Raw genomic sequence first — 27,000 nt, forward strand, 5'->3', positions numbered from 1 at the left:
CGCTTGTGCGTCGCATCAAAATCACTTGACGAAACGGCCACTACCGCGTAGTGTCCATGACCGAAGTGTTCAAGAAGTTCGATTGCTCATCATTGGCCGCACTCCGTGCGGCGGTCGTTGGTCTCTCCCTCTTTTGATTCTTTCTGTGCCCGTTGCGGGCGCATGTTCAATTATTCGTCATTTGTATTAAGGAAGTAATTGTGGATACCGGTACCGTCAAGTGGTTCAACGAAACCAAGGGCTTTGGTTTCATCTCCCCTGACAACGGCGGCGACGATCTGTTCGCCCATTTCTCTGAAATTCGCGGCACGGGCTTCAAGACCCTGGCCGAAGGCCAGAAGGTCAGCTTCGAAGTGAAGCGCGGCCCGAAGGGTCTGCAAGCGTCGAACATCACGCCGCAGTAAGCCGCATCGGCAGCGGTCGCCGATTGGCGGCCGGTGCCGGATGGAGTATCGCGCGGGGCGCCGCATGACGGCGGCCTGCGCGTTCCGATGCGCACGACCGATGCATCGCGTCATTCACGATGCATCGGTCGTGACGCCTCCCTCATCGCATGCGTGACCCGCGTGCGACGCAACGCCTTCGCGAAGTGCCCGCCGCTTCGCGAACGCATCACCGCTTCAATGCATCAACCCGAGCAGATCGCCGCCATGCCTTAGCTGGCGCGGTCCCGACTTGCGCGGCGCTCAATGCGCCGCCGCCACCGACCGCCTGGGCGCCGCAACGCGCCGGGCCCCGATCGCAAGACAGGCCCATGGCCCGTCTGAACGAACCGATCCCCGGCCGCCTGCCGGCCGCCGTCCCGTTGAGGGGCACGGCGCCGGGCAGATCGCCGCGGCTGCGGTCAATTACCTTGTCTGGAGGAATTGGTTTGGCAAAAGAAGAACTGCTGGAACTGGACGGAATCGTCGACGAAGTGCTGCCGGACAGCAAATACCGTGTCACGCTGGAAAACGGCGTGGTGGTCGGCGCATACGCGTCGGGCCGCATGCGCAAGAACCACATCCGCATTCTCGCGGGTGACCGAGTGACCCTGGAACTGTCGATGTACGACCTGACCAAGGGCCGCATCAACTTCCGGCACAAGGACGCGAATTCCCCGCGTCCGCCGCGAAGCGGGCAGCCGCGCCGTTAATCGGCAACGATCGGCGCGGCCACGCAGCACCGCCCCGCTGATCGAATCCCGTCCGGCCGACGCGGCCGGACGAGCCGGGTGAACGACACATCGCGTGCCGTTCACCGGTCGCCGGCGGCGTCGCCGTCATGCCGTGGCGGCCAACTCCGCCTTCACCGGCCGCCGCGCGTGCGCAACGCTCAGGCGGCCGCGTCCCGCAGGAAATCCTCGACGATCATCGCGAAATACGGCGGACATTCCTGCATCGGGTAATGCCCGCAATTCGGTATCGTCGCGAGCCGCGCGTTCGGATGCCACGCCAGGAACGTCGCCTGCATCGCCGCTTCGTCGAGCCCCGGATCCTTGTCGCCGACGATCACCAGAAAGCGTGTGTCGAGTCCGCGGATGTCGTCGACGAAATCCGTTTCGCACAGCATGTCGAGATACGCGAGCCGGCAATCGGGCGCCACGCGCTCGCGGTTCTGCCGCAACTTCAAATCGGCCCAGCGCGCCGACAATCCACCCGTCACGAATCGCACGAGCCGGCGAAACGCATCGTCATGGACGGCCGTGCTCGCGAAGAATGCGCGCGCGTCGTCGTTCAGGCGATTGCCGGCCGCCGACACCGGGCACACGGCGATCGCGCTCTTGATGCGCGATCGCGCGTCGGCGGCGAGCCGTTGTGTCGCCATGCCGGTCATCGAGTGGCCGATCACGTGAAAGCGCTGCCAGCCGAGACGATCCGCGAGCGCGAGGCAGTCGGCCGAAATCTCGTCGACGGTACAGGCACCGGTCAGATGGATGGATTCGCCGTAGCCGCGCAGGTCGGCGAACACGTACGTGAACGCCGCTTCGTCGAGATACGGCAGCAGCGCCGCGTAGTTCGTATGGTCGCCGAGCCAGTCGTGCATGACCATCACGCATTCGGGGCCCGTGCCGTGCTGCAGGTAGCCCAGGCCGCTGCCCGGACGGCAGGCGTGGGTGTCGATACGGTTCATTTCAAGGGGTTTCCTTTTGGTTGGGGAACCAAAACGAAACGCCCTCCCGGCGGACCGGGAGGGCGTCTTGAAAGTGCATCGATCGTATCGGGCCGATCGGCGAAAGTCAACGCTCAGAGCGCCATTCCACCCGACACCTCGATGCGCTGCGCGTTGACCCAGCGGTTGTCGTCCGACAGCAGCGACGCGATCATCGGCCCGATGTCGTCGGGCTCGCCCACGCGGCCGAGCGCCGTCCATTCCGCGACGCGCCGGTTGACCTCCGGATTGTCGCGCACCATCCCGCCGCTGAAGTCGGTTGCCACCGCGCCCGGCGCGACGACGTTCACCGCGATGCGGCGCGGGCCGAGTTCCTTGGCCAGGTAGCGCGTCAGCACCTCGACCGCCCCCTTCATCGACCCGTAAGCCGCGCTGCCTGGCACGGCGACGCGCGTGAGGCCCGACGACACGTTCACGATGCGGCCGCCGTCGCGGATCAGCGGCAGCAGCGTCTGCGTGAGGAAGAACACGCCTTTGAAGTGCACGCGATAGAGCGCGTCGAGATCGGCTTCGGTCGTCTCGGCGATCGGCGCGTGATGCGACGTGCCTGCATTGTTGACGAGGAAGTCGAACCGGTCGGCGCCCCAACTGGCCAGCGCTTCGCGGAGCTGCCCGGCAAAGCGGTCGAACGTCGTGCTGTCGCCCGTATCGAGCGGCAGCGCGATCGCCGCTTGCCCGGCTTCGGCAGCCAGCGCGACGACGCGATCGGCCTCGGCGCGGTTCGAGCGGTACGTGAAGATCGAGCGCACGCCTCGCTGCGCGAGATGAAGCACGGTATTGCGGCCGAGGCCGCGGCTGCCGCCGGTGACGACGGCGATTGTCGGGTGTGAACCGTTGATGTGTGCTGCAGTCATGCTGGGCTCCTGATCGAAGTCGGTGACGAACCGTTGCAAGCGTACGGCGGCGGCCGGGCCGCCTGAATGCCGGAACCGGCCGCGTTCTTGCCTGATCCTGCCCGACGGCCCCGGTGCGCACCGCGCCGCGTGTACCATCCGGACATCGGGATACGGAGGGTTGCAGCATGTCGGACGAACTGGTCGAGCGTGTCGCGCGCCTGACGGGTGCGCCGGGCGAAGAGCGCCCGTTCGCGACGGCGATCGACGGGCTGATCCTGCTGCGCTCCAATCGCGAGAAGCTGCCCGCGCCGCTGATCATGAAGCCGGCGCTGTGCGTCGTCGTGCAGGGCGCGAAGTGGACGACGTTCGGCGGGCGGCGCTACGACTACGGGCCCGGCCGCGCACTCGTCGTCAGCGTCGAGATGCCGGCGACGAGCCGGATCGTCAAGGCGAGCGAGACCGAGCCGTTCCTCGGCATCGTGCTCGAGTTCGATCTCGCGATGATGCGCGACGTGCTCGAGCGTCTTGATACGCCGCCGCAACCGCCTGGCGCGATCGGTCATGGCGTGTGCGTGACCGATTTCGGCGGGCCGCTCGCCGATTGCGTGCTGCGCATGATGCGGCTGCTCGATACGCCGGCCGCGATCCCGGTCGTCGCGCCGCTCGTGATGCGGGAGATCTGCTACTGGCTGCTCGCGGGGCCGCACGGCGGCGAAGTCTCGCGCGTCGTGTTCGCCAACGGCCATGCCCAGCGCGTCGTCGCGGCGATCCATGTGCTGCGCGGCCAGTTTGCCGAAGCGATCCGCGTCGAGGATCTCGCGGCCGTCGCGCAGATGAGCCCGTCGACGTTCCATCGGCAATTCAAGGCGCTGACGTCGATGACGCCGCTGCAGTACCAGAAGCAGTTGCGCCTGCTGGAAGCGCGGCACCTGATGGTGACGGGCGCGGCGAACGCGGAAACGGCTGCGTATCGCGTCGGCTACGAAAGCCCGTCGCAGTTCAGCCGCGAATACGCGCGGATGTTCGGTGCGCCGCCGCGGCGCGATGTCGTCACGCTGAAAACCGCGCCGGCCGACGGCTGAACGCACGCTGCAATGCGGTTCGCTTGCGGCTTTACGCGCGGGCCGGCGCGGTCGTACACTCGACGGCAATGCGCGGCCCGCGCCGTGGCTTTCAATCCCTTCAGTGGCTTTCAGCGGGCCGACGACCGTGCCAGCAGGACTATCGTCGCGCGACGCCAGGAGGCGCCATGAGTGCAGACGCAGCGCCCGCATCCCCTTCGGTTCAGGACCGCATCCAGCACGTGTTCGTGCTGATGCTCGAGAACCGTTCCTTCGATCACCTGTTCGCGCTGTCGGGCTATCCCGACATCGTCGCCGCGTCGCCGGGCAACAGCAACGCGTATGGCGGTGTGGTCTATCCGTTCGGCGGCGGCGCGCCCGACCGGATGCCGACCGATCCGTGCCACGAATTCACCGACGTGCTCGAGCAGCTTTGCGGCGCGGGTGTGCCGTTCGTGAAAGGGCAGGGCTACCCGCCAGTCAGCAATACAGGGTTCGTGTCGAACTATGCGACGTCGCATTCCGAAGGCACGCCGCCGCAGCGGGCCGATGCGGGCAAGATCATGCAGGGCGTCAATCTCGCGTCGCAGGCGCCGTCGCTGTATGCGCTCGCGAATGCTTTCGTGCTGTGCGACGCGTGGCATGCGTCGATGCCGGGGCCGACCTGGCCGAACCGCTTCTTCCTGCACGGCGCATCGTCGGCCGGCCTCGACCATTCTCCGACCAAGGAAGAAATGAGCGGGTGGGATGCGTTCGACGGCTTTCCCTATCCGAAGGGTTCGATCTTCGCCGCACTCGGCGACGACCACTGGCGCATCTACCAGGACCAGACGGGCAATCCGCTCGGCCACGTCCCGCAGGTTGCGTCGCTGAAGGGCATCAGCTTCTTCGACATCGACGACCTCGCGCATTTCGAGACCGATCTCGCGGCCGGCTATACGGCGCGCTATACGTTCATCGAGCCTGGTTACGGCGACATCGTGCACGGCACCTACCAGAACGGCAGCTCGCAACACCCGATGGACGGCCTCGCCGGCGGCGACCAGCTCGCCGCGCGCGTGTACAACGCGATCCGCAGTTCGCCGGTGTGGAACAGCAGCCTGCTCGTGATCTGCTACGACGAGCACGGCGGCTTCTACGATTCGGTCAGGCCGGGCGCCGCGCCGCCGCCGAACGATGGCGCGGCGGAGACGCTGAACACGAGCGGCTTCGGGTTCGACGTGTACGGCGTGCGGGTGCCGGCGATCGTGATTTCGCCGTGGGTCACGGCCGGGCAGGTCGATCACACGCCGTACGATCATGCGTCGGTCGCCGCAACGCTCGAGCGGCTGTTCGGCCTGGCGCCGCTGACCGATCGCGACCGTCTCGCGAACGACCTGCTGGCGCTCGTCACCCCGACGTGTCGCGCCGACTGCCCGCAAAGGATCGGATCATGAGTACAACACCGGCCCCCGACCCGCGCGATGCGCTGCCCGTGCGCGACGGCACGAGCCTGATCGCGTACCTGCACATCCTGAAGAAAGCGCATGCGGCGCTGGTCGGTCATGACAAGGCCCATCAGCGCTTCAGCGAAATCGTGACGCGCGGGCAGGCGCGGCAATACATCGAGGAACTGATGCCGTCGCTGCTGCAGGCGCGCGACGTGCATCGGCACAAGCGGCACGGCGGGAAGCATCGCTGACGGCGGGCGGCACGGGGCGGCACGTTGCATTTCCCGATTTCCCGCCGCGTGCGTCGACCGTCGATATCGCCACGCCGGCGAGCCACCCGATAGCGTGCTGCAACGCGCATTCGGGATGCCGCCGGTGTCACAATCGGATTCAAGCATGAAAAGAGCACGGGGCGCATTGCGCCCCGTTCCGCATGATCGCCGCCGTATCGGGCGACGCCGCCCGATACGGTCGGGTCGGTCGATTACGCTGCCACTTCCCGCGCCCGAACCATCGTCAGCGCCGCGTCCTCGATCATGTCTTCCTGCCCGCCGACGAGCCGTTGCCGGCCCAGCTCGACGAGGATGTCGCGCGCGGGAATCCCGTACTTCGCTTCCGCGCGCTTCGCGAACAGCAGGAACGACGAGTAGACGCCCGCATAGCCGAGCGTCAGCGCGTCGCGATCGAGACGGATCGGCGTGTCCATGATCGGCACGACGAGATCCTCGGCGACGTCCGAGATCGCGAACACATCGACGCCCGTCTCGATCCCCATCCGGTCGCACACGGCGACGAACACTTCCATCGGCGTGTTGCCGGCCCCTGCGCCGAGGCCGGCCGCGGCCGCATCGATCCGGTTCGCGCCGGCAGCAACGGCCGCGACCGAGTTCGCGACACCCATCGCGAGGTTGTGGTGGCCGTGGAAGCCGAGCTCCGTCTCCGGCTTCAGCGCGTCGCGCACCTGGCCGATCCGGGCGGTCACGTCGTCTGGCAGCATGTGACCGGCCGAATCGGTGATGTAGATGCAGTTCGCGCCGTACGATTCCATCAGCTTCGCCTGCACGACGAGCTGCTCGGGCGTCGACATGTGCGCCATCATCAAAAAGCCGACCGTGTCGAGCCCGAGCGTGCGCGCGAGGCCGATGTGCTGCTCCGACACGTCCGCCTCGGTGCAGTGCGTTGCGACGCGGATCGTGCCGACACCGAGCGCGTGCGCCATGCGCAGGTGCTCGACGGTGCCGATGCCGGGCAGCAGCAGCGCCGACACCTTCGCCTGCTTCAACTCCGGAATCACGGCGCTCAGGTACGCCTCGTCGGTATGCGCGGGGAAGCCGTAGTTGACCGATGCGCCGCCGAGCCCGTCGCCGTGCGTGACCTCGATCAGCGGCACGCCGGCCGCATCGAGCCCGCGCGCGATGTTGCGCATCTGGTCGAGCGTGATCTGGTGGCGCTTCGGGTGCATCCCGTCGCGCAGCGACATGTCGTGGACGGTGATCTTCTTGCCTGCAAGTGACATCGCGTGCTCCTCAACTCAAGCGGTGGCGGCCGTCGCGGCCAGCATCTGTTCGGCGAAACGCTCGGCCGTGGCGGCCGCGGCGGCGGTCATGATGTCGAGGTTGCCCGCGTACTTCGGCAGGTAGTCGCCGAGCCCTTCGACTTCCATGAAGACCGACACGCGGTTGCCGTCGAACACCGGCCCGTTCTTCAGCGTGTAGCCCGGCACGTAGCGCTGCACTTCCTTGACCATCGCATGCACGGACGCCGTGATCGCGTCGACGTCGGGCGGGCCGTCGGTCAGGCAGTGGATCGTGTCGCGCATGATCAGCGGCGGCTCGGCCGGGTTGATCACGATGATCGCCTTGCCCTTGCGCGCACCGCCGACCTGTTCGATCGCGCCGGACGTCGTGCGCGTGAATTCGTCGATGTTCTTGCGCGTACCGGGGCCGACCGAGCGCGACGACACCGTCGCGACGATCTCGCCGTACGCGACCGGCTGCACGCGCGATACCGCGTACACCATCGGAATGGTCGCCTGGCCGCCGCAGGTCACCATGTTCACGTTCGTCTGTGCGCTATCAAGGTGAGCGTCGAGGTTCACGGGCGGCACGCAGTACGGCCCGATCGCGGCGGGCGTCAGGTCGATCATCTTCACGCCGAGCGCGGTGAGCTTGTCGGAGTTGTCGCGGTGCACGTACGCCGATGTCGCGTCGAACGCGATGCGGATGCCGTCGGCGGCCACGTGCGGCAGCAGCCCGTCGACGCCCTTGTCGGTCGTCTTCAGCCCGAACTCGCGCGCCCGCGCGAGGCCGTCGGACGCCGGGTCGACGCCGACCATCCACACGGGGTCGAGCACCGAAGAGCGGCGCAGCTTGTAGAGCAGGTCGGTGCCGATGTTGCCGGGCCCGATCAGTGCGCATTTGATTTTCTTCATCAGGATGGTTCCTTTAGATAAAGCGGACGTCGCAGCTGCCGATGCCGGAGATATGCATCGACAGCGCATCGCCGGCCGTGACCGGAATCAGTTTCGCGAGCGAGCCGGACAGCACGATCTCGCCGGCGAGCAGCGGTACGTCGTACGCGGCGAGCGTGTTCGCGAGCCACGCGACCGCGTCGGCGGGATGGCCGAGCGCCGCGTCGCCGCGGCCTTGCGCGACGGGCTCGCCGTTCTTCTCGATGGTCATCTCGCACGCGGCGAGATCGAGCGTGCGCGGATCGACGCGCGCGTCGCCGAGGACGTACACGCCGCACGATGCGTTGTCGGCGACGGTGTCCTCGATGCGGATCGCCCAGTCGCGGATGCGCGAATCGACGATCTCGAAGCAGGGCGCGACGGCGGCCGTCGCGGCAATCACGTCGGTGCGGTCGATACCGGGGCCGCGGAGGTCGCGCGCGAGGATGAACGCGATCTCGCCCTCGGCGCGCGGCGCGATCAGCGAATCGGCGGCAATCGCCTCGCCGGCCGCGTAGTGCATGCCGGACAGCAGGATGCCGAAATCGGGCTGGCGCACGTTCAGCATGTCCTGCACGGCCTGGCTCGTCACGCCGATCTTCTTGCCGACCACGGCCTCGCCGTGTTCGACGCGGCGTTCGATGAAGCGCTGCTGGATGCGGTAGGCGTCGTCGAGCGACAGGCGGCGCGGGCGGCTCGACAGCGGCGCGACCGGCGCACGCGCGTGCCACGCGGCGTACAGCTCGTCGCCGAGCGTCGTATGCAGGCGGGAAGACATGAAAGGGCCCTCGAATCTCGAATGGAAAAGGCCGCCGTCGCGGGCGGCGTCGGGCGCCGGAGCGGGGCTCTGGCGCGTTTGTTGCGAGTATGTCGCGCGGATTGCTTAGTTACCCGAACTGCGGATCGCGTCCGGCGAGAAATATGCCTCGTTGAACTGCGGGCTGTTGTCGAGCTTCGGCATCGGGCCTTCGTTCGTCAGGCGGTCGGCCATGTACGCGCCGGAGATCAGGTCGTGGTAGAACACGGCGCCCGGATAGAACACCTTCGCGTCGTACGCGTACAGCGTCGTCGCGACGTTGGTGCGCCACAGCTGGCCGCGCGCGTCGTAGTTGTCGGCGAGCAGCGTCATCCACGAATCCTCGTCGATGTACAGCACGCGCTTCGCATACTGGTGACGATAGTTGCTCTTCAGCGTCGCCTGCAGCACCCACACGCGATGCAGCTCGTAGCGGAGGTACGACGGATTCTCGTGGCCCTTGGTCAGCAGGTCGGCGTACTTCACCGAGCTGTCCATCGCCTTGTAGTTGTCGTACGGCACGTAGATCTCGCGCTTGCCGACGATCTTCCAGTCGTAGCGATCGCCGGGGCCGTTGTACAGGCGGTCGTCGTCGACGGTGCGGAAGCCGCCCGGGCCCTGCGGCTGGTCATAGCCGTACTCGGGCGCCTGGCGCACGCGCCGCGTGCCGGGGTTGTACATCCACGTGCGCGACGAGTTGTCCGCGCCGGCCTTGTCCCAGTTCGTGAAGCCGACGATCAGCGAGCCGCGGTCGGACAGCGGCAGCTCGGTCGCGTTGCGGTAGTACGTGCGGTTGTTCAGGTCGCTCTTCACGTCGAACTTGCCGGAGTTGCGCGGCGAGTAGATGTCGTAGCGCACCTTGCCCCACGCGATGTTGCCGTCGGAGTAGACCACCGCCTGGTCGTAGGTCGCCTGCTCGGCGCCGATCGCCGACGAAAAGCGCTGGTTCCACAGCAGCTCGGCGGCCGTCTTCGGGATCGGGTAGGGCACCGTCGGCGGCGCGTTCGTGAGGCCGTTCGCGTCGGGCGTCATCGTCGAATCCGGCGCGTACGCACGGATGTCCTTATAGACGGAATCGCCGTAGCGGAAGTCGCGATGGCTCGGGTAGACATTGATCTTGAACGTGGCCGGGTAGCGCTTGAACATCGCCTTCTGGCCGTCGGTCAGGTGCTCGGCATACTGCGCCATGTTTTCCGCGGTGATCGTCGCGACCGGCTTTTCGTTCGCGAACGGATCGGGGTAGCGGCTGCCGCGCTTGTACTGCACGTCCGGCGGCGTGCCGAGCCACTTGCCCGACCACTCGGGCACGCCGCTGTCCTTGCTCGCGGCGCGCACCGCGCCCATCGGCGTCAGCGGGCCGTCGAGCGCCTTCAGGTCGTCCGGCGTGACCTTCGGGAACGACGCCGTCGCGACAACCGCGCACGCGGCCATCACCGACGCGCGCAGGAGGGGGAGATGAATGCGTTTCATATCAATCCTCATGTTGCTGAGTGACGAGCGGCCGGGCCGCTCAGAAGTGGTAGGTCGCCGTGGCCAGCACGTAGTCGCGATCCGCGAGCGCGCGCGTGACCGGGTTCGGCGATCCGAGGAACTTCGCGTAGACGAGCGACAGCTGCAGGTTGCTCAGGCGCGTGAAGGTCACGCCGGCCGTCACGCGGTGGTCGCCCTGGCCCGTCAGCGAGCCGAGCGCACCGGCGAGCGGCGACGTCCCCGTCAGGTCGTGCGTGTAGGTCAGCGGCACGTCGAGATCCCAGCCGTTGAACACGTTCTTGTAGCTGAGCGTCCACGCGATCTCCATCGCGAGCGCGTTGCGCGAATTCGCGAGCGTGGTCGAGCCGTCGAGCTCGGAGATGCTGCCCGCATGCACGTACGTGAGTTCGCCGATCAGCGATTGCGAGTTCGCAAGGAAGCTCGGCCCGATCGAGTAGATGCCGGACAGGTTCGTCTGCAGCACGTTCGCGCGCGTCGATTGCGGGCCGGTCGGCGTGTTGACGAGCACGGCCGCGCCCTGGCGGTACGACACTTCGCCCGCGACGTTCACGGGGCCAACCTGCGTCGAGAAGCTCGCGCCGGTCAGCTTGATGTTGCTGAAATACTTTTGCTGGTACTGGAGCGTCGGGAAATACGTCGTGACGACGCTCGGGTTCATGTCGTTGTAGTGCAGGTGGTACAGGCCGAGCTCGGTGTCGCCCAGCACGCGAAAGCGCGCGCCGATCCCCCACTGGTTGCGCGCGCTCGGCTTGTCGTCGGGGCCGCGCGGAATGATCATCCCGCCCGGGCCGATGATGAACTGCGCGCCGGGGCCCGTGACGTCGGAATAGCTCCAGTACGTGCCGGGCGCGGTCAGGCGGTTCTGCTGGTACGAGAACTGGTAGTAGCCGAGCAGGCTGAAGTTCGGCGTGATCTGCCACTGCGTCGAGATCTGCGGCACCGGCAGCAGGATGTCCTTCACTTCGGCACCGGCCATGTACGACTTGGTCGCGTCGGACGGGCCCTGTGCGCCCGCGATGTTCGGGAAGAACAGGCTTTCGCCCCAGGCGACGACCTGGTCGCCGACCTTCACGTTCAGGCGCGTCGAGCCGATCTTGAACGTGTTGTACGCATACGCGGCAAGCAGCGTCGTGTGGCCGCCCGACCAGTAGCGCGCGTCGCTCGTGAAGTTGTTGTACTGGCCCGACTGGTTCACGGTGCCCGGCGCGTCGTTGTAGTTCGGGCGGTGATACGCCTGGTCGTAGAACGTATCGGCGCGCACGAACACGCCCCAGTCGTCGTGCTTCAGGTTCACTTCGCCGAGCAGGCTGACCTGGTTCTCGATCAGCTTGTTCTTCGCGAAGTTGCGGTCGCCGTCGTCGCCGTTGATGTTCGCCGGTGTGAGGAGATTGCCGCTCGGTGCACGCGTACGCATACCGAGGCCGTAACTGAGCGTGAACGTGTAGTCCAGCGTCGTGTCGGCGCCCAGCTCGATCGTGCTGCCCGCGTGTGCGCCGGGTACCGCGCACGTCAGCAGCGCGGCGGCCAGCGTCGACAGCGTGGCGGTTGCCCGCTTGTCGGTACGGCGCGAAATCCGTTGATGCATGGTGTCTCCTCTTTGGGTATCGACGACGGTCGACTGTGTGTGTTGTCGTGAGAGGCAGAGTAGGGAGATCGCGGTAGCAGGGAATCGTCAAAATGAACTAGATGACTTCCCTAGGACTGGCAACGATTCGTGCCGCGCCGGTTGCCATGCGCGCATCAGCGCGCGGCCGCCTGCGCCGCCGACAGGAACGCGGGCCGTTCGCCGCCGCCGTCGAGCCGCAGGTTCGCGCCCGACGTGTACGACGCGTCGGGCGATGCGAGGAACAGGCACGCGGACGCGACGTCGTCGGGTGTCGCGAGCCGTCCGGCGGGAATCGTCGCGCGGATGGCGTCGAGCGCATCGTCGTCGCCGTAGTGGCCTTCGGTGGCCGATTCCGTCTGCACGAGGCTCGGGCTGATCGCGCACACGCGCACGCGCGGCGCCCACTCGACCGCGAGCGACGTGACCGCGTTGACGAGGCCCGCTTTCGCGGCGCCATACGCGGCCGTGCCGGGCGATGGCCGCGACGCGCTGACGCTCGCGATGAACAGCATCACGCCGCCTTCGGGCTGCGGTTGCATGATCGCGTTCACGCGCTGCGCGAGCTGCAGCGGCGCGATCAGGTTCAGCCGCACGATCGATTCGGTGAAGCGCGGCGACGCATCGGCCGCGAGCGCGAACGGCGAGCCGCCCGCGTTGTTGACGAGCACGTCGAGGCCGCCCGCCGCAGCGCGGATCGTCGCGAGCATCGCGTCGACCTGTTCGATGTCGCGCAGGTCGGCCGCGACGAACGCCGCCGTGCGGCCGCCGGCCGAAGGCGGCGTGTCGGGCACGCTGCGTCCGCAGACGAACACGCGCGCTCCCGCCGAGAGAAACCGTTCGGCGATGCGCCGCCCGATGCCCTTGGTGCCGCCCGTTACGAGCACCGTCTTGCCGCTGTAGTCGAATCCGTTCATCGTCAGCCTCCGTTTCGGTGGGCCGATGATAGGAACAAGCGCGCGCGGCTTCGTAGTCTGAAAGGATGATGCCGGCCGGCGCCGGCAGCGCAATCATCGTGGCAGGCATCCATCGAACGACGAAGGAGACAACCCGCGATGACGATCCCCACGACGCCGCCGGCCGGCATCTTCACCGACGTGCCGGGCGGCCTGCGCCTGCACCACTACGAGGCGGGTGAAGGCCGGCCCGTGGTGTTCATCCACGGTAGCGGCCCGGGCGCCAGCGGCTTCAGCAACTTCAAGCACAACGTGCCCGCCTTCGCGGCGGCCGGCTATCGCGCGATCGTCGTCGACCTGCCTGGTTACGGGCAGTCGTCGAAGCCGTCCGACGTCGCCTATACGCTCGATTTCTTCGTCGGCGCGCTGCATGCGCAACTGAACGCGCTCGGAATCGGACCCGCCGTGCTGCTCGGCAACTCGCTCGGCGGCGCGATCGCACTCAAGTACGCGCTCGACTATCCGGAAGAAGTCGACAGGCTGATCATGATGGCGCCTGGCGGTGTCGAGGATCGCGACACTTATTTCCGGATGGAAGGCATCCAGCGGATGGTGAAGCTGTTCACCAATCGCCAGATGAATGACGACACGATGCGCGAATTGCTGACGCTGCTCGTGCACGACCCGGCGATCGTCACCGACGCGCTTGTCGCGGAGCGGATGAAGGTATGCGTCGAACAGCCGACCGAAGTGCTGTCGACGATGAGCGTGCCGAACCTGACCGACGCGCTCGGCGACCTGCGCAGCCCGCTGCTCGGTTTCTGGGGCACGGACGACCGCTTCAATCCGGTCGGCGGCGCACTGAAATTCCTCGAACGCTGCCGCGACGCACGCTTCGTGCTGCTGAACCGTTGCGGCCACTGGGTGATGGTGGAACACGCCGGCTATTTCAATCGGGAATGCCTCGATTTTCTGGCGACGCGGAATACGCGATAACGCCGGATGCCCTTGAAGGCCGGCCCCGATGCGGGCGGGCCCGTCCGAACAAAACCATGGAGACGACATGAAACTCATCGAAGACCTGTTCGACCTGCGCGGCAAGGTGGCCGCGATTACCGGCGGCGCGCGCGGCATCGGTGCGGAGACGGCGCGCACGCTGGCTGCCGCCGGCGCGAGCGTCGCGATTCTCGACGTGCTGTCGCAACCGGCGCAAGCACTGGTCGAGGAAATCCGCGGGCAGGGCGGCCAGGCCGCGTTCTGGTCGCTCGACGTGACGCACGAGGCCGATGTGGCGCGCGTGTTCGGCGAGATCGTCGCGCGCTTCGGGCGCCTCGACGTGCTCGTGAACAACGCGGGCATCGAAGGCCACAACGTGCCGACGCACGAGCTCACGCTTGCGCAATGGCAGCGCGTGCAGGACGTGAACGTGAACGGCGTGTTCCTGTGCACGCGTGCCGCGATTCCGCATATCGACGCGGCCGGCGGCGGCTCGATCGTGAACCTGTCGTCGATGTACGGGATCGTCGGCGGGCCCGACGTGCCCGCGTATCACGCGTCGAAGGCGGCGGTACGGATGATGGCGAAGGTCGACGCGATGCTGTACGCGGCGAAGAACATCCGGGCGAACTCGGTGCATCCCGGCTATATCCGCACGCCGATGCTCGAGGACGCGTTCCGCCAGATGGGGCAGGACCCCGATCGTGCATTCGAGTACATGCAGACCAACGTGCCGATGGCGAAGATCGGCAGCCCGCGCGACATCGCAGCCGGGATCCTGTATCTCGTGTCGCCGGCAGGCCGCTACGTGACGGGGGCGGAGCTTGTGATCGACGGCGGGTTTACGGCGCGCTGACGCGGCGCGGCGCACGCAATGGAACAGGAGACAGGCAGTTGAAAGCGCTCGTGGCGGTAAAACGCGTGGTCGACGCAAACGTGAAGGTCGGCGTGAAATCCGACCGGACGGGCGTCGACATCGCGAACGTGAAGATGTCGATGAACCCGTTCGACGAGATCGCGGTGGAAGAAGCCGTACGGTTGAAGGAGGCCGGCGTCGTGACCGAAGTGATCGCGGTGTCGGTCGGCGTTGCGCAGGCGCAGGAAACGCTGCGTACGGCGCTGGCGATCGGCGCGGATCGCGCGATCCTCGTCGAAGCGAATGAAGGCGTCGAGCCGCTGGCCGTCGCGAAGATCCTGAAGGCGCTGGTCGACAAGGAACAGCCGCAACTGGTGATCCTCGGCAAGCAGGCCATCGACGACGATTCGAACCAGACGGGCCAGATGCTGGCTGCGCTGGCAGGTCTGCCGCAGGCGACGTTTGCATCGAAGGTGACGGTGGCCGACGGTAAGGCAACGGTCGCACGTGAAGTCGACGGCGGCGCGGAAACGCTGTCGCTTCAACTGCCCGCAGTCGTCACCGCCGACCTGCGCCTGAACGAGCCGCGCTACGTGACGCTGCCGAACATCATGAAGGCGAAGAAAAAGCCGCTGGAAATCGTGAAACCCGACGACCTCGGCGTGGAGGTGACGCCGCGCCTGAAGACGCTGAAGGTGGTCGAGCCGCCGAAGCGCGCAGCCGGCATGAAGGTGCCGGACGTGCAGACGCTGGTCGGGAAACTGAAGACCGAAGCCAAGGTGCTGTAAGAGGGAGCGGAAAGAAATGACGATTCTGGTGATGGCGGAACACGGCAACGCGTCGATCAAGGCCGTGACGCTGAATGCCGTCGCTGCCGCACAGGCGCTCAAGGCTGCGGGCGGCGGCGACGTTCATGTGCTCGTCGCAGGACATGACGCGCAGGCAGCGGCCGATGCAGCGGCGAAGATCGCCGGTGTGTCGAAGGTGCTGCTGGCCGATGCGCCGCAGCTGGCTGACGGTCTGGCCGAGAACGTCGAAGCGACGGTGATGAACGTCGCGAACGGCTACTCGCACATCGTTGCGCCGGCCACGGCCTACGGCAAGAACCTCGCGCCGCGCATCGCCGCGAAGCTGGATGTCGCACAGATCTCCGAGATCACGGCGGTTGTGTCGGCCGATACGTTCGAGCGCCCGATCTACGCGGGCAACGCGATCGCGACGGTGCAGTCGAGTGACCAGGTCAAGGTGATCACGGTGCGTGCGACGGCGTTCGATCCGGTCGCGGCCGAAGGCGGCAGCGCGGCGGTCGAGAAGATCGAAGCGGCAGCCGACGCAGGCAAGTCGCAATTCGTGAGCCGTGAAGTGACGAAGCTGGACCGTCCGGAACTCACCAGCGCGAAGATCATCGTGTCAGGCGGCCGTGGTCTCGGCAGCGGCGAGAACTACACGAAGGTGCTGGAACCGCTGGCCGACAAGCTGAACGCAGCACTGGGCGCTTCGCGCGCGGCGGTCGACGCAGGCTTCGTGCCGAATGACTACCAGGTCGGCCAGACCGGCAAGATCGTCGCACCGCAGCTGTATATCGCAGTCGGCATCTCGGGCGCAATTCAGCACCTGGCCGGCATGAAGGATTCGAAGGTGATCGTCGCGATCAACAAGGATCCGGAAGCGCCGATCTTCAGCGTGGCCGACTACGGTATCGTCGGCGACCTGTTCACGCTCGTGCCGGAAGCGGCCGCGGCGCTCTGACCGATGCCGTTGTTCGAATTCAACGGGATGCGGCCGCGCGTCGATCCGTCCGCGTATGTCGATCCGAGCGCGGTCGTGATCGGCGACGTGGCGATCGGCGCGCGCTGCTACATCGGCCCGCATGCGAGCCTGCGCGGCGACTTCGGCGCGATCGTCGTCGAAGACGGCAGCAACGTGCAGGACGGCTGCGTGCTGCACGTCGGGATCGGCGAGACGTGCCGGCTCGGCGTCAACAGCCACGTCGGCCACGGCGCGATCGTGCATGGCGCGACGCTCGAACCCGACACGATGATCGGGATGAATGCGGTCGTGATGGACGGCGCGACGATCGGCGCCACGACGATCGTCGCTGCGTGCGCGTTCGTGAAGGCCGGCTACGCCGTGCCGCGCGGCGTGCTGCTCGCAGGCATGCCGGGGCGCGTCGTGCGGCGGCTGAGCGGCGCGGAGATCGACGCGAAGGCGAACGGCACGCGGATCTATCAGCAGCTGGCGGCGGACTGCCTGAGAACGATCAGGCAGGTCGACGGGTGAGCAGGCATCCGGGCGCCCCAGGATGCGACGGATTGCCGGGCAGGTTGCCGTTGCCGTAAGATCGGCACAGGCTTTTCCACCGGCATCCGCGTCACATGAAAAAGAACGTCCGTTTTCGGCTTACAGTCATTGCGTCGGCTTTTGCCGTCTACAGCGTTTACATGCACATCCAGCAGTTCATCAGCGGCTGCGTGTGGGTCAGGGGCCATCAGCGCTGCAGTTTCGAAAACAGCACGAATTTCGAAGGCTGGATGGATCTCGATCTGATGATCGCCTGTTGCTGGGTCGCCGCGGCGGTGGTGGGCTGGATTTCCGTCGTGCAGGCCGCGAAGAAGCCGGGTTGACGGTTGGGCGGCGACGCGAAATCGATCGCTGTCAATCCGTGACAACGATCATCCGGGAAGCGTCGCCGGGATCTCCTGCACCGCAGGGGCAGCCGGCCAACAGGTTCGGGATCCGGTCGACCGTCGGGGCATTGGCCGGCGCAGACACCGGCACGCGTCTCGCCATCGATCCTCCGCCATCGGCTGTCGTTGTGCTTTTTCCTCCCGTGCCGGGATAATGATCCGGCGTCGCGCACGCTGCGCGAGGGGAGGCTCCCATGCAATTTCCGACGGGATCGGTCGTCGCGCTCAGTTCGGCCGCCGCGACGATGTTTTCGATGGGCATGCTGTTTCTCGGCTACTGGGGTTGGCACGAGCCGCTGCCGTGGCGGTTCGGCGACTACATCGTGATCCTGCCGGCGCTGGCCGGGTTCGCGTGCCTCGTCAGCGTGCCGTTTCTCGCGACATCGCCGATGAAGACACCCGACGACGAGTCGCGGATGTTCGTCGCGCGGCGCGTGTTTCTGTGCGGCGCGAGCGCGTTATGGTGCGCGATCGTCGCGTCGCTGGTCGTGTGAGATCCGTGCAGGATGCGCATGAGCCGGCGCCCGCCGGTGCGCTCTTGCTCGAGCATGTCGAAACGTCTTCCGCGCGTGCGTGACAGACGGTTTTCATGCGTCGATTCGGGCCGCCATGACGGCTTTGATTTCCCCGGTGCCGTGCACTAGATTCGAAACATTCTTGTGTCGCCGAGCGCGAGGTGGAGCCATGACGCCGTGGGAGATTCAGGGCACCGAATTGATGAATTGCAATTGTTCATACGGTTGTCCGTGCCAGTTCAATGCGCTGCCGACCAACGGCAATTGCGCCGCGATGGGGGCGATTTCGATCGACAGCGGCCACTACGGCGACGTGGTGCTCGACGGCGTCAGGATCGCGGTCGTGTTCGAGTGGCCGGGGGCGGTCCACGAGGGCCGGGGCCGGTGCCAGCCGATCGTCGACGAGCGCGCCAGCCCGGCACAGCGCGAGGCGGTGCTGAAGATCATGACTGGTCAGGATACCGATCCGTTTGCGACGATGTTCTCGGTATACGCCGCGACGCTCGAGCACGCGTTCGATCCGATCTTCGCGAAGATCGATTTCGATGTCGACGTCGATGCCCGGCGCGGCCGGATTCACGTCGACGGCGTATTCGACGTCGCGGGCGATCCCATCCTCAATCCGGTGACGGGCGCCGAGCATCGTGCGCGGATCGACCTGCCGCACGGTTTCGAATACGAGCTGGCCGAAATCGGCTCGGGCACGTCGCGCTCGCAAGGCCACATTCCGCTGACCCTCGACGGCAGCTATGCGCAGTTCGCGCGGCTGCACCTGAACAACCACGGGGTGGTCAGGCATCGCGTCGCGGCATGACTCCCGTCGACCCCTGGCTCGGGCGCGAGCGCGTCGTCACGCTGCTCGGCATCGCGGGGCTCGTCGGACTGTGCTGGTTCTATCTTTGGACGGGCGCGGGAACCGGCATGTCGGCGCTGGAGATGACCGCCGTTGCGCTCTTTCCGCATCGCCTGAAGGGCGCCATGGGCAGCATGGATCCGTCGCTGCCCACCGTGATCGTGATGTGGTGGGTGATGATGATCGCGATGATGACACCCAGCGCGGCGCCGCTCTTGATGCTGTACCGGCGGGTGCTGCGGCAGCACGGCGCGGGCGGGGCCGGTTCCGCGTTCACGTCGATGTCGCTGCTGGCCGGCTACCTGGCCGCGTGGCTCGCCTTCTCGATCGGCGCGGCGCTGCTTCAGGCGATGCTGCAGCCGGCCGGGCTGATCTCCGCGTTGATGCTGTGGTCGAAGAGCGCCATCCTTTCCGCGATCGTGCTGGCGCTCGCCGGGCTCTATCAATTCTCGTCGCTGAAACGCGCGTGCCTTCGGCAATGCCGGGCGCCGGCCGGGTTCCTGGTTGCGCACTGGCGTCCGGGCGTCGCCGGCAGTTTCCTGCTCGGCGCGCGGCACGGCATGTATTGCGTGGGCTGCTGCTGGCTGCTGATGGCGCTGCTGTTCGTCGGCGGCGTGATGAATGTCGTGTGGATCGCCGCGCTGTCGTTCTTCGTGTTTGCGGAGAAGATCCTGCCCGGCGGCGAACGTGTCGGGCGTGTGCTGGGTGTCGTGCTGATTGCGTGGGCCGGTGTGACGTTGATCGTGTGACGGCCCGTAATGGCCAGCCCGTGCGAACGCGCGGAATCGCCGTGTGCCGGGTGATGTCCGGCTGCGGCCGCTCTTGCATCGAACGAGGCGCGCATCACGCAGGGCCGGTGCCGAGATCCACGAAGACCTTGTCGGCTCCGGCCTTGTACAGCCGCTTGCCGAGCTTCGGATAGTCGCACACGTCGTGTTCCGGCCGGTCGCCCGCCACGAGATAGACCAGCGGCAGTGAGCATCGTATGCGCGCTGCCGCCGCGCGGAAATCCCATGAAGTCCCCCGCGCCGATCGCATGGGTTTGGCCATCGATGATTGCTTCGCCGGTTCCCGAAAGGATATAGACGCATTCCTCCGCGTAGCGATGCCGGTGGTATTCGGTGGACTCGTGTCCGGGCATCAAGGTCATCAGGTGGAAGCCGAGTTGCGTCAGCCCGGTCGCGTCGCCAAGCGACCGCTTCAGGCGTACGGCATTCTCGTTCAACGGATGGACGGAATGTTCCGGTTCCATTGCCGCGATGTCGGCGGCTTTCAGCACTTCACGCGGGGTATGCATCGTCTGTCCTTTCCGGGAATCGGGGCGCCAGTGGCGCGGCGAGTATGCATGATGGGGGCGGCGACAGGGGCAGGTCGGCGTCTTTCGCCGCGCGATGCTACGTAACGCAGGGCCCGTGTTACGCACGCGTTACCCGGGACGCAAGGCTTGATCGCCGCTGTGGAGGCGAGCCCGGATGCCATGTGTCGCGCCCCGGACGGCCGTTGGGGCGCGGCGGTCCGGCGTGGGTGTGAAGCCGTCGTTGATGCCGATCGCAATGGCACGATAGATGCTTGTCGGGATGATTGAGCTGAAAAGCGAACGGGGGCTTCCATGCAAAATCATTTCATCAAGACGAACGTTGCGCTTGCCGCCATTGCCGCGGCTTGTGCACTGGCTGCATGTGGCGGCAGCGATGTCACGGCGCCGAAGCCGGGCGGTAACAACATCGGAACGAGTACGAGTGGGACTAGCGGAACGAGCGGCACGAGTGGAACCAGTGGCACGAGCGGAACCAGYGGCACGAGCGGAACSAGCGGTACGAGCGGAACCAGTGGCACGAGTGGAACCAGCGGTACGAGCGGAACCAGTGGCACGAGTGGAACCAGYGGCACGAGTGGAACSAGCGGCACGAGTGGCACAAGCGGCACAAGCGGCACAAGCGGCACGAGCGGAATCGGCGGCACGAGCGGAACCAGCGGTACCCCCGGCACGAACGGCATCATCAGCTCCGTCGGCGCGGTCGTCATGGACGCCGGCGTCACGATCAGCAGCATGAGCCCGCCGGGAGTGAGCAAGGGCGTGACCACCGGCCTCGGCAACTCGGTCACCGGCGCGGGCACGATCATCCGCGACACGACGAACGCCGTGAGCAACGGCATCGGCCAGATCGGCTTTACGGCGAACCCCGTCGGCACGACGGTCGCCGGGCTTGGCTCCATCGTCGCTTCGACCAGCAACCCGGTCACCGGCCTCAGCGACACCGTGAAGGCGCTCGGCGCCGGCCCGCTGTCGCCGTTGGCGCCGCTCACGACGCCGGTCGGCGGCCTGCTCGACACCGTGGCCGGTGGCATCAAGACGGGCGGCACCATGCTCGGCTCGGCGCTTTCGTCGGGCCCGGTCCAGCAGGCGACGCAGGCGATCAGCACGGCGATCACGCCGCTCGTCACGACCGTCGGCCAGGTCACGCAGCAGGTCGGCACGGCGTCCGGCCTCGGGCAGCCCGTCGCGGGCCTGCTCGGGCAGATCGGCGGCGCGATCACGTCGGCGGGATGGAAGGTGACGTCCACGTCGCCCCAGCCGCTGGTCAGTGGCGTCGGCGAACTCGTTCGCGCGGTCGGCAACACCGTGACCAATGCGGGCGGCCTCGTGAACCCGAGCGGTGCGAACGGCGCGGTGCCGGTCGCGGGCCTGGTGACGAGCGTGGTCGGCGGCATGCCGGCGGCCGTCCACAACGGTTCCGCAACCGGCACGGGCGGCGGCTCGCCGCTGGGGGGGCTGTCCAATCCGCTCGCGCCCGTTACGGGGCTGGTGGGCGGCCTGCTTGGCGGCTTGGCCGGCAAGTAGTCGATCGGCTCCGATCGTCGTGGCGGTAACCGGCCAAACGAAAACTGGCCTCCGGTTACCGCCGACCCTGATTCCTCGATGGTTTCCGGCGCGAAGCGGGTCGAACGGGGCTTCTCGCTGCGTCAATCGCGGATGACGTCGCGCTGCGACGGCGGCCGCGCCAACCCGCGTGCGGGCAGCGGCGTCGACATCACGATCGACGTGCGCGTTTCGCCGTACAGGTTGATGCGTTCGATCAACTGTTCGAGATGGGTCATGCCGATCGCGACGAGTCGCATGACATACGAGTCCGCCCCCGTCACGTGATGGCATTCGACGACTTCGGGAATCGTCTCCAGCAACCGGAGGAATTTTGCTTTTGCCGGTTGCGGCACCGTGATGCCGATCAGCGCGCTGACCGGATAGCCGGCCGCGGCAGGATTGATCCGGGCCGTGTAGCCTTCGACGACGCCGGCCGCCTCAAGGCGCTTCACGCGCTCCGTCACCGCCGGCACCGACAGGTGCACCTGGCGCGCCAGCTCCGTATAGCTGATGCGGCCGTTGGCCTGCAACAGCGCCAGTATCTTCCAGTCCAGATCGTCCATTGCGGCGGTATTTTTTAAGGTGGAGCGGCCATTTTTCCTTAAAAGCTGCCTTTAGCGATGACCGGACTTTCCCTACGATGCCTGTTCCACTCGTTACATGTCGCAAGGAGCAGGCGATGCTGTTCATCAAGTCCGTCGTGATGGGGCTGTCGATCGCGGTGCCGGTCGGGCCGATCGGCATGCTGTGCATTCAGCGCAGCCTGAGCCGCGGTTTTCGGGCGGGTTTCGCGACGGGCGTCGGCGCCGCGTGCGCCGATGCGATCTATGGCCTGCTCGGTGCGCTCGGCATCGCGGGTATCGTCACGGCGTTCCCGATGCTGACCGTCGGCCTGAAAATCGGTGGCGGCGCGTTCCTCGTGTGGCTGGCGTGGAGCATCGCGCGCCAGGCGCCGGCCGCGCCGACGGCGCAACGCGATCTGCCTCGCACGACCGTCCTGCGCGATTTCCTGACAACATTCGGCCTGACGCTGTCGAACCCGATGACGATCCTGTCGTTCGTCGGGATTTTTGCGGCGCTCGGCCCGCTGTCGGGGGCGCGGGAGGGCGCGATGTGGCCGGCCGTGGCGCTGATGGTCGCCGGTGTGTTCATCGGCTCCGCGACGTGGTGGCTGTGCCTGAGCGGTACGACTGCCGCGCTGCGCACGAGGGTGTCGTTCGCGTTCATGCACGGGCTGTCGCGCGTGTCGGCTGCGGTCATCGCGGTATTCGGCGTGATTCAGGTGGTCGCAGGCGTGAGCGGCGTCATCTAGATCGATGCGTCGCGCGCATGGCGTTGCGACCGTCGAGCGCAGTTGGATACGGGTGTTCGGGCGGCAGGCGATAGTCGACGCCGTAGCATCGAATGCCGAGCCGGTCGGCCTGCATCTGCGCGCCGGCGCGGCAGCGGCGCCGCCGCCGAGAACCAGCGGGCTTTCGTGCGTGCCGGTTGTTCCGATGCGTCATTGGGGGGACGATCACCCCAACTCGAACGACGTCACCCCGAACACGCGATCGATCGCAATCGCCGGGGCATCGTTCGTGTACATCCGTGCGGTTTCGAAGATGCGCGTCATGCCGTGCCGTTCGGCCAGCGCGACGGCCGCAGCGTTCGTTTCCGGCACGTCGAGCACGATGATCTCGCCGGGCATGCGCGCTGCCAGCGCGCGAAACAGCCCGGTGGCAACGCCTGCGTCATCGGCGAAGAGCGGGCCGATCTTGCAGCCGGTCCTGCAGCGGCGCACGACACCATATCCGGCGACACGGCCATCGTCGACCGTTGCGAGCGCAACGGCATCCGGCTGCGCGATCCACGCGGAGACGAACCGATCGCGCGCCGCGGGAAAGCACGCGCGATCGTAGGCGAGCAACTGCTCGAACGGCACGTCGGCCGCTGCCGCCACGTGCGCGCACCCGATGCCGTCCACGCGCCCCGCATAGCGGATGTTGCGGTACGCGAGCTTGAATCCCGACTTCCGATAGTTTGCCTGCTGCGCCACGACACCATCGAGCCCGATGTTGCGATCGGCAAGGTAACGCATGCCGTGCTGCCAGATTCGCATGCCGAAGCCTTGGCCGCGAAACCCGGGTTTCACGATGTAGAGGCCGATGAAGCCAAAGCGTTCGCCGTAGGCGACAGCGGCGAGGCACGCGACCGGCTCGCCGCGCCAGATGCCGACGAAGAACCCGGCCGGGTCCGCCTCCCTGAAACAGGAGGGATCGTGCAGGCCGGGGTTCCAGCCTTCCGCAGCCGCCCATTCGACCGACATGGCCACCTCGCCGGCCGACATGGTGCGTACGATGAAGTCTCCGCCTTGATCCATGGTTCACCCCGGTCGCTGCGCTCAGGATGGCGCGTTGCGTTACGTTGCGGTCGATGCATCTGGGAAGCGCGGGCAGGCAGTTCGGTGGCGCCCGATTGGGCCATCATAATCCCAAGAGCCGGTATGAGCGTGAGGTGGTCACGCCGTGCTTTCAATGAATGGACACGCGGTCGGTCGAAGCGGATGGCGTGGTTGCGCTCGGCGCGTGTTCGAAGTTTGTGAGGGAAGGGCGCGCGATTGTTCCGGCCCGAGGCGCACCGCAATTGACTCGTATCGGCTGGTAAGCACCCCTCGGGCGTGTCCCGCGCTTGACGGCCGCCGAGCCGAAGCAGCCATGGCAGGTTACAGGCCCGCGTTTGGCACATGCTCCGTCAGCGAAATATCTATGGATGGAAGGTTTCGCCGCGGTTCAGCATGTCGATGAATTCCCCGATCTTGCGCGCCCTCGTTTCCGGCTTTTTGGCATTCTGTATCCGAAACAGGATCGCATAACGGTTACGGCCGTTCAGGGTTGCGAAGAACTTCCTGGCTCCCGGATTGGCGTCCAAAGCCGCCTGCAGGTCGTCCGGCACGGTCGAGTTGCTGGCCGACGTATAAGCAGCCTTCCAGCGGCCGTCCTTCCGGGCCTTCTCGATTTCGTACAAGCCGGGCGGGCGCATTCTGCCTGCCGCGATCAGCGCTTCAGCCCTGTCTTTGTTGAGTTTGGACCAGATGCTTTTTGCGGAGCGCGGAGTGAAGCGCTGTAACCAGTATTGCTCGCTTTCAGCCCGCTTTTGACCATCGATCCAGCCGTAGCAGAGGGCGCTTTCCAACGCCTGATCGTAGGTGACGGTTCGCTGCCCTGTGCCTTTTTTCGCCAGACGCAGCCATGCTTCGGTCGAAGTGCTGCCGTTTTGCCCTAACCAGCTTTCCCATTCGATCTGACTGGCAAATGTGAGAACGCATTCGGTCATGTCACTGTCCTGAATGGTGGCGTACATGTGCGGGGACGGCGTCCGCAGTCTAACAGCGTTGATGCCGACGGCAACGTCCGTGGTGCGACCGAAGGCCGGCCGCTCGATGGTCATGCGCCCGTCGGCTGGTTTGGGGCGGAGTCCCCCGTTTCAACAGTCCGGCGGCGCAGGGCCAGGGCACGGCTTTCCGATGAAAGGCCTCGCCGCACACCGCGCCAGGGCCTCCCGGTCGGCCGTCAGAACGTATAGCTCACCTTCCCGAACGCCGTCCGTCCCAGCGTGTTGTATCCATACGCGGTCATGTACTGCCGATCGAACAGATTCGACACCGTCGCCGACACCGTCAGGTGCGAATTGATCCGGTACGACGCACGCAGGCCCACCGTCAGGTACGAAGGCAGATAGGTCGAGTTCGCCGGATCGTCGAACGTCGTGCCGCCGTAGAGCAACGACGCACCCGTGCTCAATGCATGCAGGTGCAGTTCATCCCACGTGTGATCGATGTTGAGGCTGACCGTCTGGCGCGGCCGGCGGTTGAGCCACGAGTCGTTGGTCTCGTCCTGCGGATTCAGGATCCCGACCGCGAGGCTCACCGGCGTCGAGCGGCCGATCGTCCCCTTGTACGACAGGTCGATGCCGCGAATATGCGCGCGACCGATGTTCATCGGCGAGAACGTCGCGGGGTTGTACGCGATCAGGTTGGTGACCCGCGTGTCGTAGATCGCGGCCGTGAACGTGCCGTACGACGTGTTCGCATCGACCGCAGCCTCGACCGACGTATTGCGTTCCGGGCTGAGATTCGGATTGCCGTAGCCGGGGTAATACAGATCGTTGAACGACGGCAGCTTGAATGCATTGCCGTACGACACGCGCGCCGTATACACCGGCGTGATCGCCCAGGACAGCGCCGCGTTGCCCGTATTGACCGACTTCCCGGCGATGATTTCGTGACGCCCCGCGACGAACATCGTCACGCTGCCGAGCGTCGCCGACTGATGCAGCGAGAACGCGGAGTCGTTACGCGTCGGCACGCCGCCCGGATTGTCGACCGGCAGGAAGGCCTGCTCACGCGTGAAGTCGTACGCGAGCTTGGTCTCTCCCGACAGCGGCAGCCCGAACAGCTGGAACCCGCGCTCCTGATGCGTCAACGACGTCGACGTGCTGATGCGCTGCGAATCGATCCGGTCGGTCGGGATGGTCGGGTCGCTCGCATAGAGAAACTGGCGATCGTTCGAATAGCCGAAGGACTGGTCGAACTGCGTGTCCGGCGTGATGTCGAGGTGGAACGCGATACCGGTCGTCAGCTGATGATCGAGCTGGCGGTTCGCATAGCCGCGATTGTCGTAGGACAGATCGGACCGGTGATACAGCGCGAACGTCGAGACCGACCAGTTGTCGCGCGCGTAGCCGAGGCGTGCATCGAGATCCTGCGCGTGGTACGGGTTGCGGCCGTCCTCGTGGTACGGCAACACGGGCCGCGTTGAATCGATGCCGGCCGTATTGTAGGAGTGCAGACCAAGCGAGTAGGTGAGCCCGCCGAGCGCGGCGAGCGGCCCGGTCGACGGCACCGTGCCCGATGTGCGGAGCTGCGTGTCGAACGTCTTGTTCGACCCGCCGCCGAACGACACGGTCGTCTGGTTCGGCTGGTTGGCCGCGCGGCGCGTGAAGAGTTGCACGACGCCGCCCATCGCATTGGCGCCGAACGATGCGGCGGCCGGCCCCGAAATTACTTCCACACGCTCGAACGCTTCGGTCGGCAGGTCGGCCCACGGCGCGATGCCGGTGGTCGGCGAGCCGATCCGGATGCCGTCGATGAACACGGCGACCTGGCTTGCCGACGAGCCGCGGATGCTGACCGACGCGGACGAACCGGGGCCGCCGTTCTGCGAGACGGTCACGCCGGGCAGCGTCGCGAGCGCTTGCGTGATGCTCGGGTCGCTCGGCGACAGCCGGTCGAGATCGGTGCGCGTGAGCACCTGGGTCGTCGCATAGCGCTGGTCGAACGATTCGGGCAGCCGACGCGTGTCGGTTACGTTGATCGTCGGCAGGTCGGTGCCGGCGGCGGCCGGAGCCGGTTGCGAGGCCGCAGTGTCGCCGGCGGCGTGGGCGAGGGGCGAGAGGAGCGCGGTCGTGGCGGACGTGGCGAGGAGGTGTCGAATCTTCATGAGGCTGTCGTTGTCGTCGGGCTGCGCATGCGTGGAT

29 protein-coding genes and 1 pseudogene are annotated in these 27,000 nt (G+C 66.5%); 16 read left to right on the forward strand and 14 right to left on the reverse strand.

Annotated features, from left to right (window positions below; all coding sequences use genetic code 11):
- The first annotated feature begins 200 nt into the window (after positions 1 to 200).
- Positions 201 to 404 carry a cold-shock protein gene (locus tag B7G54_RS01860; protein WP_006483056.1) on the forward strand — a complete coding sequence of 68 codons (204 nt, stop codon included), beginning with the start codon at positions 201 to 203 and terminating at the stop codon, positions 402 to 404.
- A 467-nt stretch (positions 405 to 871) separates the two neighbouring features.
- Positions 872 to 1,135 carry a translation initiation factor IF-1 gene (infA, locus tag B7G54_RS01865; protein WP_027780754.1) on the forward strand — a complete coding sequence of 88 codons (264 nt, stop codon included), beginning with the start codon at positions 872 to 874 and terminating at the stop codon, positions 1,133 to 1,135.
- A 179-nt stretch (positions 1,136 to 1,314) separates the two neighbouring features.
- Here the strand turns inward: infA and B7G54_RS01870 are convergent, their stop codons facing one another.
- Together B7G54_RS01870 and B7G54_RS01875 are read right to left on the reverse strand one after the other, a co-directional pair.
- The gene (locus B7G54_RS01870; RefSeq protein ID WP_085037493.1) at positions 1,315 to 2,112 is read right to left on the reverse strand and encodes an alpha/beta fold hydrolase; all 798 of its coding nucleotides are present in this window, start codon (positions 2,110 to 2,112) and stop codon (positions 1,315 to 1,317) included.
- 113 nt (positions 2,113 to 2,225) lie between these two features.
- Complete coding sequence (locus B7G54_RS01875) at positions 2,226 to 3,005, reverse strand: SDR family NAD(P)-dependent oxidoreductase (protein WP_085037935.1); 780 nt, start codon at positions 3,003 to 3,005, stop codon at positions 2,226 to 2,228.
- A gap of 167 nt (positions 3,006 to 3,172) precedes the next feature.
- On the opposite strand from B7G54_RS01875, the gene B7G54_RS01880 reads away from it, so the two are divergent.
- The 3 genes from B7G54_RS01880 (at position 3,173) to B7G54_RS01890 (ending at position 5,729) form a co-directional block, all read left to right on the forward strand.
- The gene (locus B7G54_RS01880) at positions 3,173 to 4,069 is read left to right on the forward strand and encodes an AraC family transcriptional regulator (RefSeq protein ID WP_085037494.1); all 897 of its coding nucleotides are present in this window, start codon (positions 3,173 to 3,175) and stop codon (positions 4,067 to 4,069) included.
- Positions 4,070 to 4,236: 167 nt separating this feature from the next.
- Positions 4,237 to 5,484 carry an alkaline phosphatase family protein gene (locus B7G54_RS01885; RefSeq protein ID WP_085037495.1) on the forward strand — a complete coding sequence of 416 codons (1,248 nt, stop codon included), beginning with the start codon at positions 4,237 to 4,239 and terminating at the stop codon, positions 5,482 to 5,484.
- Positions 5,481 to 5,729, forward strand: a complete 249-nt coding sequence (locus tag B7G54_RS01890; RefSeq protein ID WP_085037496.1) for a hypothetical protein — start codon at positions 5,481 to 5,483, stop codon at positions 5,727 to 5,729. The genes B7G54_RS01885 and B7G54_RS01890 overlap by 4 nt, the downstream gene beginning before the upstream one ends.
- Positions 5,730 to 5,962: 233 nt before the next feature.
- Here the strand turns inward: B7G54_RS01890 and dmpG are convergent, their stop codons facing one another.
- From dmpG to B7G54_RS01920, 6 genes are all read right to left on the reverse strand, one after another.
- A complete protein-coding gene (gene dmpG, locus B7G54_RS01895; RefSeq protein WP_085037497.1) occupies positions 5,963 to 6,994 on the reverse strand; it encodes a 4-hydroxy-2-oxovalerate aldolase in 1,032 nt (343 codons plus the stop codon).
- 15 nt (positions 6,995 to 7,009) lie between these two features.
- A complete protein-coding gene (locus B7G54_RS01900) occupies positions 7,010 to 7,909 on the reverse strand; it encodes an acetaldehyde dehydrogenase (acetylating) (RefSeq protein ID WP_085037498.1) in 900 nt (299 codons plus the stop codon).
- 13 nt (positions 7,910 to 7,922) lie between these two features.
- On the reverse strand, positions 7,923 to 8,705 hold the full coding sequence (gene dmpE, locus B7G54_RS01905) for a 2-oxopent-4-enoate hydratase (protein WP_011355062.1): 783 nt from the start codon (positions 8,703 to 8,705) through the stop codon (positions 7,923 to 7,925).
- 105 nt (positions 8,706 to 8,810) lie between these two features.
- The gene (locus B7G54_RS01910; RefSeq protein ID WP_085037499.1) at positions 8,811 to 10,193 is read right to left on the reverse strand and encodes a DUF1329 domain-containing protein; all 1,383 of its coding nucleotides are present in this window, start codon (positions 10,191 to 10,193) and stop codon (positions 8,811 to 8,813) included.
- Positions 10,194 to 10,233: 40 nt separating this feature from the next.
- Positions 10,234 to 11,799: a DUF1302 domain-containing protein gene (locus B7G54_RS01915; RefSeq protein ID WP_085037500.1), complete on the reverse strand. Its 1,566-nt coding sequence runs from the start codon at positions 11,797 to 11,799 to the stop codon at positions 10,234 to 10,236.
- Between the two features lie 155 nt (positions 11,800 to 11,954).
- Positions 11,955 to 12,734 (reverse strand): SDR family oxidoreductase, encoded by a 780-nt coding sequence (locus tag B7G54_RS01920; protein WP_085037501.1) that lies wholly within the window; start codon positions 12,732 to 12,734, stop codon positions 11,955 to 11,957.
- A gap of 138 nt (positions 12,735 to 12,872) precedes the next feature.
- Between B7G54_RS01920 and B7G54_RS01925 the strand changes: the two genes are divergently transcribed.
- From B7G54_RS01925 to B7G54_RS01965, 9 genes are all read left to right on the forward strand, one after another.
- A complete protein-coding gene (locus B7G54_RS01925; protein WP_085037502.1) occupies positions 12,873 to 13,709 on the forward strand; it encodes an alpha/beta fold hydrolase in 837 nt (278 codons plus the stop codon).
- A 67-nt stretch (positions 13,710 to 13,776) separates the two neighbouring features.
- Positions 13,777 to 14,565, forward strand: a complete 789-nt coding sequence (locus B7G54_RS01930) for an SDR family NAD(P)-dependent oxidoreductase (RefSeq protein ID WP_085037503.1) — start codon at positions 13,777 to 13,779, stop codon at positions 14,563 to 14,565.
- Between the two features lie 38 nt (positions 14,566 to 14,603).
- Entirely contained in the window at positions 14,604 to 15,353 is a 750-nt protein-coding gene (locus tag B7G54_RS01935) for an electron transfer flavoprotein subunit beta/FixA family protein (protein WP_085037504.1), read from the forward strand.
- A gap of 16 nt (positions 15,354 to 15,369) precedes the next feature.
- Entirely contained in the window at positions 15,370 to 16,314 is a 945-nt protein-coding gene (locus B7G54_RS01940; protein WP_085037505.1) for an electron transfer flavoprotein subunit alpha/FixB family protein, read from the forward strand.
- A 3-nt stretch (positions 16,315 to 16,317) separates the two neighbouring features.
- Positions 16,318 to 16,845, forward strand: a complete 528-nt coding sequence (locus B7G54_RS01945; RefSeq protein ID WP_085037506.1) for an acyltransferase — start codon at positions 16,318 to 16,320, stop codon at positions 16,843 to 16,845.
- A gap of 95 nt (positions 16,846 to 16,940) precedes the next feature.
- Entirely contained in the window at positions 16,941 to 17,189 is a 249-nt protein-coding gene (locus B7G54_RS01950) for a hypothetical protein (RefSeq protein WP_085037507.1), read from the forward strand.
- Between the two features lie 257 nt (positions 17,190 to 17,446).
- The gene (locus B7G54_RS01955) at positions 17,447 to 17,746 is read left to right on the forward strand and encodes a hypothetical protein (protein ID WP_085037508.1); all 300 of its coding nucleotides are present in this window, start codon (positions 17,447 to 17,449) and stop codon (positions 17,744 to 17,746) included.
- 190 nt (positions 17,747 to 17,936) lie between these two features.
- Entirely contained in the window at positions 17,937 to 18,581 is a 645-nt protein-coding gene (locus tag B7G54_RS01960) for a DUF1326 domain-containing protein (protein WP_085037509.1), read from the forward strand.
- Positions 18,578 to 19,369, forward strand: coding sequence for a DUF2182 domain-containing protein (locus B7G54_RS01965; protein WP_085037510.1), 792 nt, complete (start codon positions 18,578 to 18,580; stop codon positions 19,367 to 19,369). The genes B7G54_RS01960 and B7G54_RS01965 overlap by 4 nt, the downstream gene beginning before the upstream one ends.
- Positions 19,370 to 19,463: 94 nt before the next feature.
- Here the strand turns inward: B7G54_RS01965 and B7G54_RS01970 are convergent.
- Positions 19,464 to 19,917 (reverse strand): annotated as a pseudogene (locus tag B7G54_RS01970) (cupin domain-containing protein).
- Between the two features lie 312 nt (positions 19,918 to 20,229).
- On the opposite strand from B7G54_RS01970, the gene B7G54_RS01975 reads away from it, so the two are divergent.
- The gene (locus B7G54_RS01975) at positions 20,230 to 21,462 is read left to right on the forward strand and encodes a collagen-like triple helix repeat-containing protein (protein WP_085037511.1); all 1,233 of its coding nucleotides are present in this window, start codon (positions 20,230 to 20,232) and stop codon (positions 21,460 to 21,462) included.
- Positions 21,463 to 21,584: 122 nt separating this feature from the next.
- Here the strand turns inward: B7G54_RS01975 and B7G54_RS01980 are convergent, their stop codons facing one another.
- Positions 21,585 to 22,046: an Lrp/AsnC family transcriptional regulator gene (locus tag B7G54_RS01980; RefSeq protein ID WP_085037512.1), complete on the reverse strand. Its 462-nt coding sequence runs from the start codon at positions 22,044 to 22,046 to the stop codon at positions 21,585 to 21,587.
- A gap of 116 nt (positions 22,047 to 22,162) precedes the next feature.
- Between B7G54_RS01980 and B7G54_RS01985 the strand changes: the two genes are divergently transcribed.
- On the forward strand, positions 22,163 to 22,795 hold the full coding sequence (locus tag B7G54_RS01985) for a LysE family translocator (protein ID WP_085037513.1): 633 nt from the start codon (positions 22,163 to 22,165) through the stop codon (positions 22,793 to 22,795).
- On the opposite strand, the gene B7G54_RS40180 is transcribed toward B7G54_RS01985, so the two are convergent.
- The 4 genes from B7G54_RS40180 to B7G54_RS02000 all read right to left on the reverse strand — a co-directional run bounded on the left by B7G54_RS40180 (position 22,788) and on the right by B7G54_RS02000 (position 26,963).
- Positions 22,788 to 22,988 (reverse strand): alpha/beta hydrolase fold domain-containing protein, encoded by a 201-nt coding sequence (locus tag B7G54_RS40180; RefSeq protein WP_425266446.1) that lies wholly within the window; start codon positions 22,986 to 22,988, stop codon positions 22,788 to 22,790. The genes B7G54_RS01985 and B7G54_RS40180 overlap by 8 nt on opposite strands.
- A gap of 11 nt (positions 22,989 to 22,999) precedes the next feature.
- On the reverse strand, positions 23,000 to 23,845 hold the full coding sequence (locus B7G54_RS01990; RefSeq protein WP_085037514.1) for a GNAT family N-acetyltransferase: 846 nt from the start codon (positions 23,843 to 23,845) through the stop codon (positions 23,000 to 23,002).
- A gap of 383 nt (positions 23,846 to 24,228) precedes the next feature.
- Positions 24,229 to 24,798: a YdeI/OmpD-associated family protein gene (locus tag B7G54_RS01995; protein ID WP_085037936.1), complete on the reverse strand. Its 570-nt coding sequence runs from the start codon at positions 24,796 to 24,798 to the stop codon at positions 24,229 to 24,231.
- A gap of 236 nt (positions 24,799 to 25,034) precedes the next feature.
- On the reverse strand, positions 25,035 to 26,963 hold the full coding sequence (locus B7G54_RS02000; protein WP_085037515.1) for a TonB-dependent receptor domain-containing protein: 1,929 nt from the start codon (positions 26,961 to 26,963) through the stop codon (positions 25,035 to 25,037).
- Positions 26,964 to 27,000 lie beyond the last annotated feature (37 nt).

It is taken from the genome of Burkholderia puraquae, from assembly GCF_002099195.1.
Taxonomy (GTDB): domain Bacteria; phylum Pseudomonadota; class Gammaproteobacteria; order Burkholderiales; family Burkholderiaceae; genus Burkholderia; species Burkholderia puraquae.

Bases quoted from the DNA above. Each gene is read 5' to 3' on its own strand.
- B7G54_RS01985 (WP_085037513.1), top strand. From the start codon at position 22,163: ATGCTGTTCATCAAGTCCGTCGTGATGGGGCTGTCGATCGCGGTGCCG.
- B7G54_RS01890 (WP_085037496.1), top strand. From the start codon at position 5,481: ATGAGTACAACACCGGCCCCCGACCCGCGCGATGCGCTGCCCGTGCGC.
- B7G54_RS01910 (WP_085037499.1), bottom strand. From the start codon at position 10,193: ATGAAACGCATTCATCTCCCCCTCCTGCGCGCGTCGGTGATGGCCGCG.
- dmpG (WP_085037497.1), bottom strand. From the start codon at position 6,994: ATGTCACTTGCAGGCAAGAAGATCACCGTCCACGACATGTCGCTGCGC.
- B7G54_RS40180 (WP_425266446.1), bottom strand. From the start codon at position 22,988: ATGACGCATCGGAACAACCGGCACGCACGAAAGCCCGCTGGTTCTCGG.
- B7G54_RS01940 (WP_085037505.1), top strand. From the start codon at position 15,370: ATGACGATTCTGGTGATGGCGGAACACGGCAACGCGTCGATCAAGGCC.
- B7G54_RS01925 (WP_085037502.1), top strand. From the start codon at position 12,873: ATGACGATCCCCACGACGCCGCCGGCCGGCATCTTCACCGACGTGCCG.
- dmpE (WP_011355062.1), bottom strand. From the start codon at position 8,705: ATGTCTTCCCGCCTGCATACGACGCTCGGCGACGAGCTGTACGCCGCG.
- B7G54_RS01875 (WP_085037935.1), bottom strand. From the start codon at position 3,005: ATGACTGCAGCACACATCAACGGTTCACACCCGACAATCGCCGTCGTC.
- B7G54_RS01915 (WP_085037500.1), bottom strand. From the start codon at position 11,799: ATGCATCAACGGATTTCGCGCCGTACCGACAAGCGGGCAACCGCCACG.
- B7G54_RS01885 (WP_085037495.1), top strand. From the start codon at position 4,237: ATGAGTGCAGACGCAGCGCCCGCATCCCCTTCGGTTCAGGACCGCATC.
- B7G54_RS01960 (WP_085037509.1), top strand. From the start codon at position 17,937: ATGACGCCGTGGGAGATTCAGGGCACCGAATTGATGAATTGCAATTGT.
- B7G54_RS01880 (WP_085037494.1), top strand. From the start codon at position 3,173: ATGTCGGACGAACTGGTCGAGCGTGTCGCGCGCCTGACGGGTGCGCCG.
- B7G54_RS02000 (WP_085037515.1), bottom strand. From the start codon at position 26,963: ATGAAGATTCGACACCTCCTCGCCACGTCCGCCACGACCGCGCTCCTC.
- B7G54_RS01945 (WP_085037506.1), top strand. From the start codon at position 16,318: ATGCCGTTGTTCGAATTCAACGGGATGCGGCCGCGCGTCGATCCGTCC.
- B7G54_RS01950 (WP_085037507.1), top strand. From the start codon at position 16,941: ATGAAAAAGAACGTCCGTTTTCGGCTTACAGTCATTGCGTCGGCTTTT.
- B7G54_RS01955 (WP_085037508.1), top strand. From the start codon at position 17,447: ATGCAATTTCCGACGGGATCGGTCGTCGCGCTCAGTTCGGCCGCCGCG.
- B7G54_RS01920 (WP_085037501.1), bottom strand. From the start codon at position 12,734: ATGAACGGATTCGACTACAGCGGCAAGACGGTGCTCGTAACGGGCGGC.
- B7G54_RS01965 (WP_085037510.1), top strand. From the start codon at position 18,578: ATGACTCCCGTCGACCCCTGGCTCGGGCGCGAGCGCGTCGTCACGCTG.
- B7G54_RS01990 (WP_085037514.1), bottom strand. From the start codon at position 23,845: ATGGATCAAGGCGGAGACTTCATCGTACGCACCATGTCGGCCGGCGAG.
- B7G54_RS01870 (WP_085037493.1), bottom strand. From the start codon at position 2,112: ATGAACCGTATCGACACCCACGCCTGCCGTCCGGGCAGCGGCCTGGGC.
- B7G54_RS01995 (WP_085037936.1), bottom strand. From the start codon at position 24,798: ATGACCGAATGCGTTCTCACATTTGCCAGTCAGATCGAATGGGAAAGC.
- B7G54_RS01930 (WP_085037503.1), top strand. From the start codon at position 13,777: ATGAAACTCATCGAAGACCTGTTCGACCTGCGCGGCAAGGTGGCCGCG.
- B7G54_RS01980 (WP_085037512.1), bottom strand. From the start codon at position 22,046: ATGGACGATCTGGACTGGAAGATACTGGCGCTGTTGCAGGCCAACGGC.
- B7G54_RS01900 (WP_085037498.1), bottom strand. From the start codon at position 7,909: ATGAAGAAAATCAAATGCGCACTGATCGGGCCCGGCAACATCGGCACC.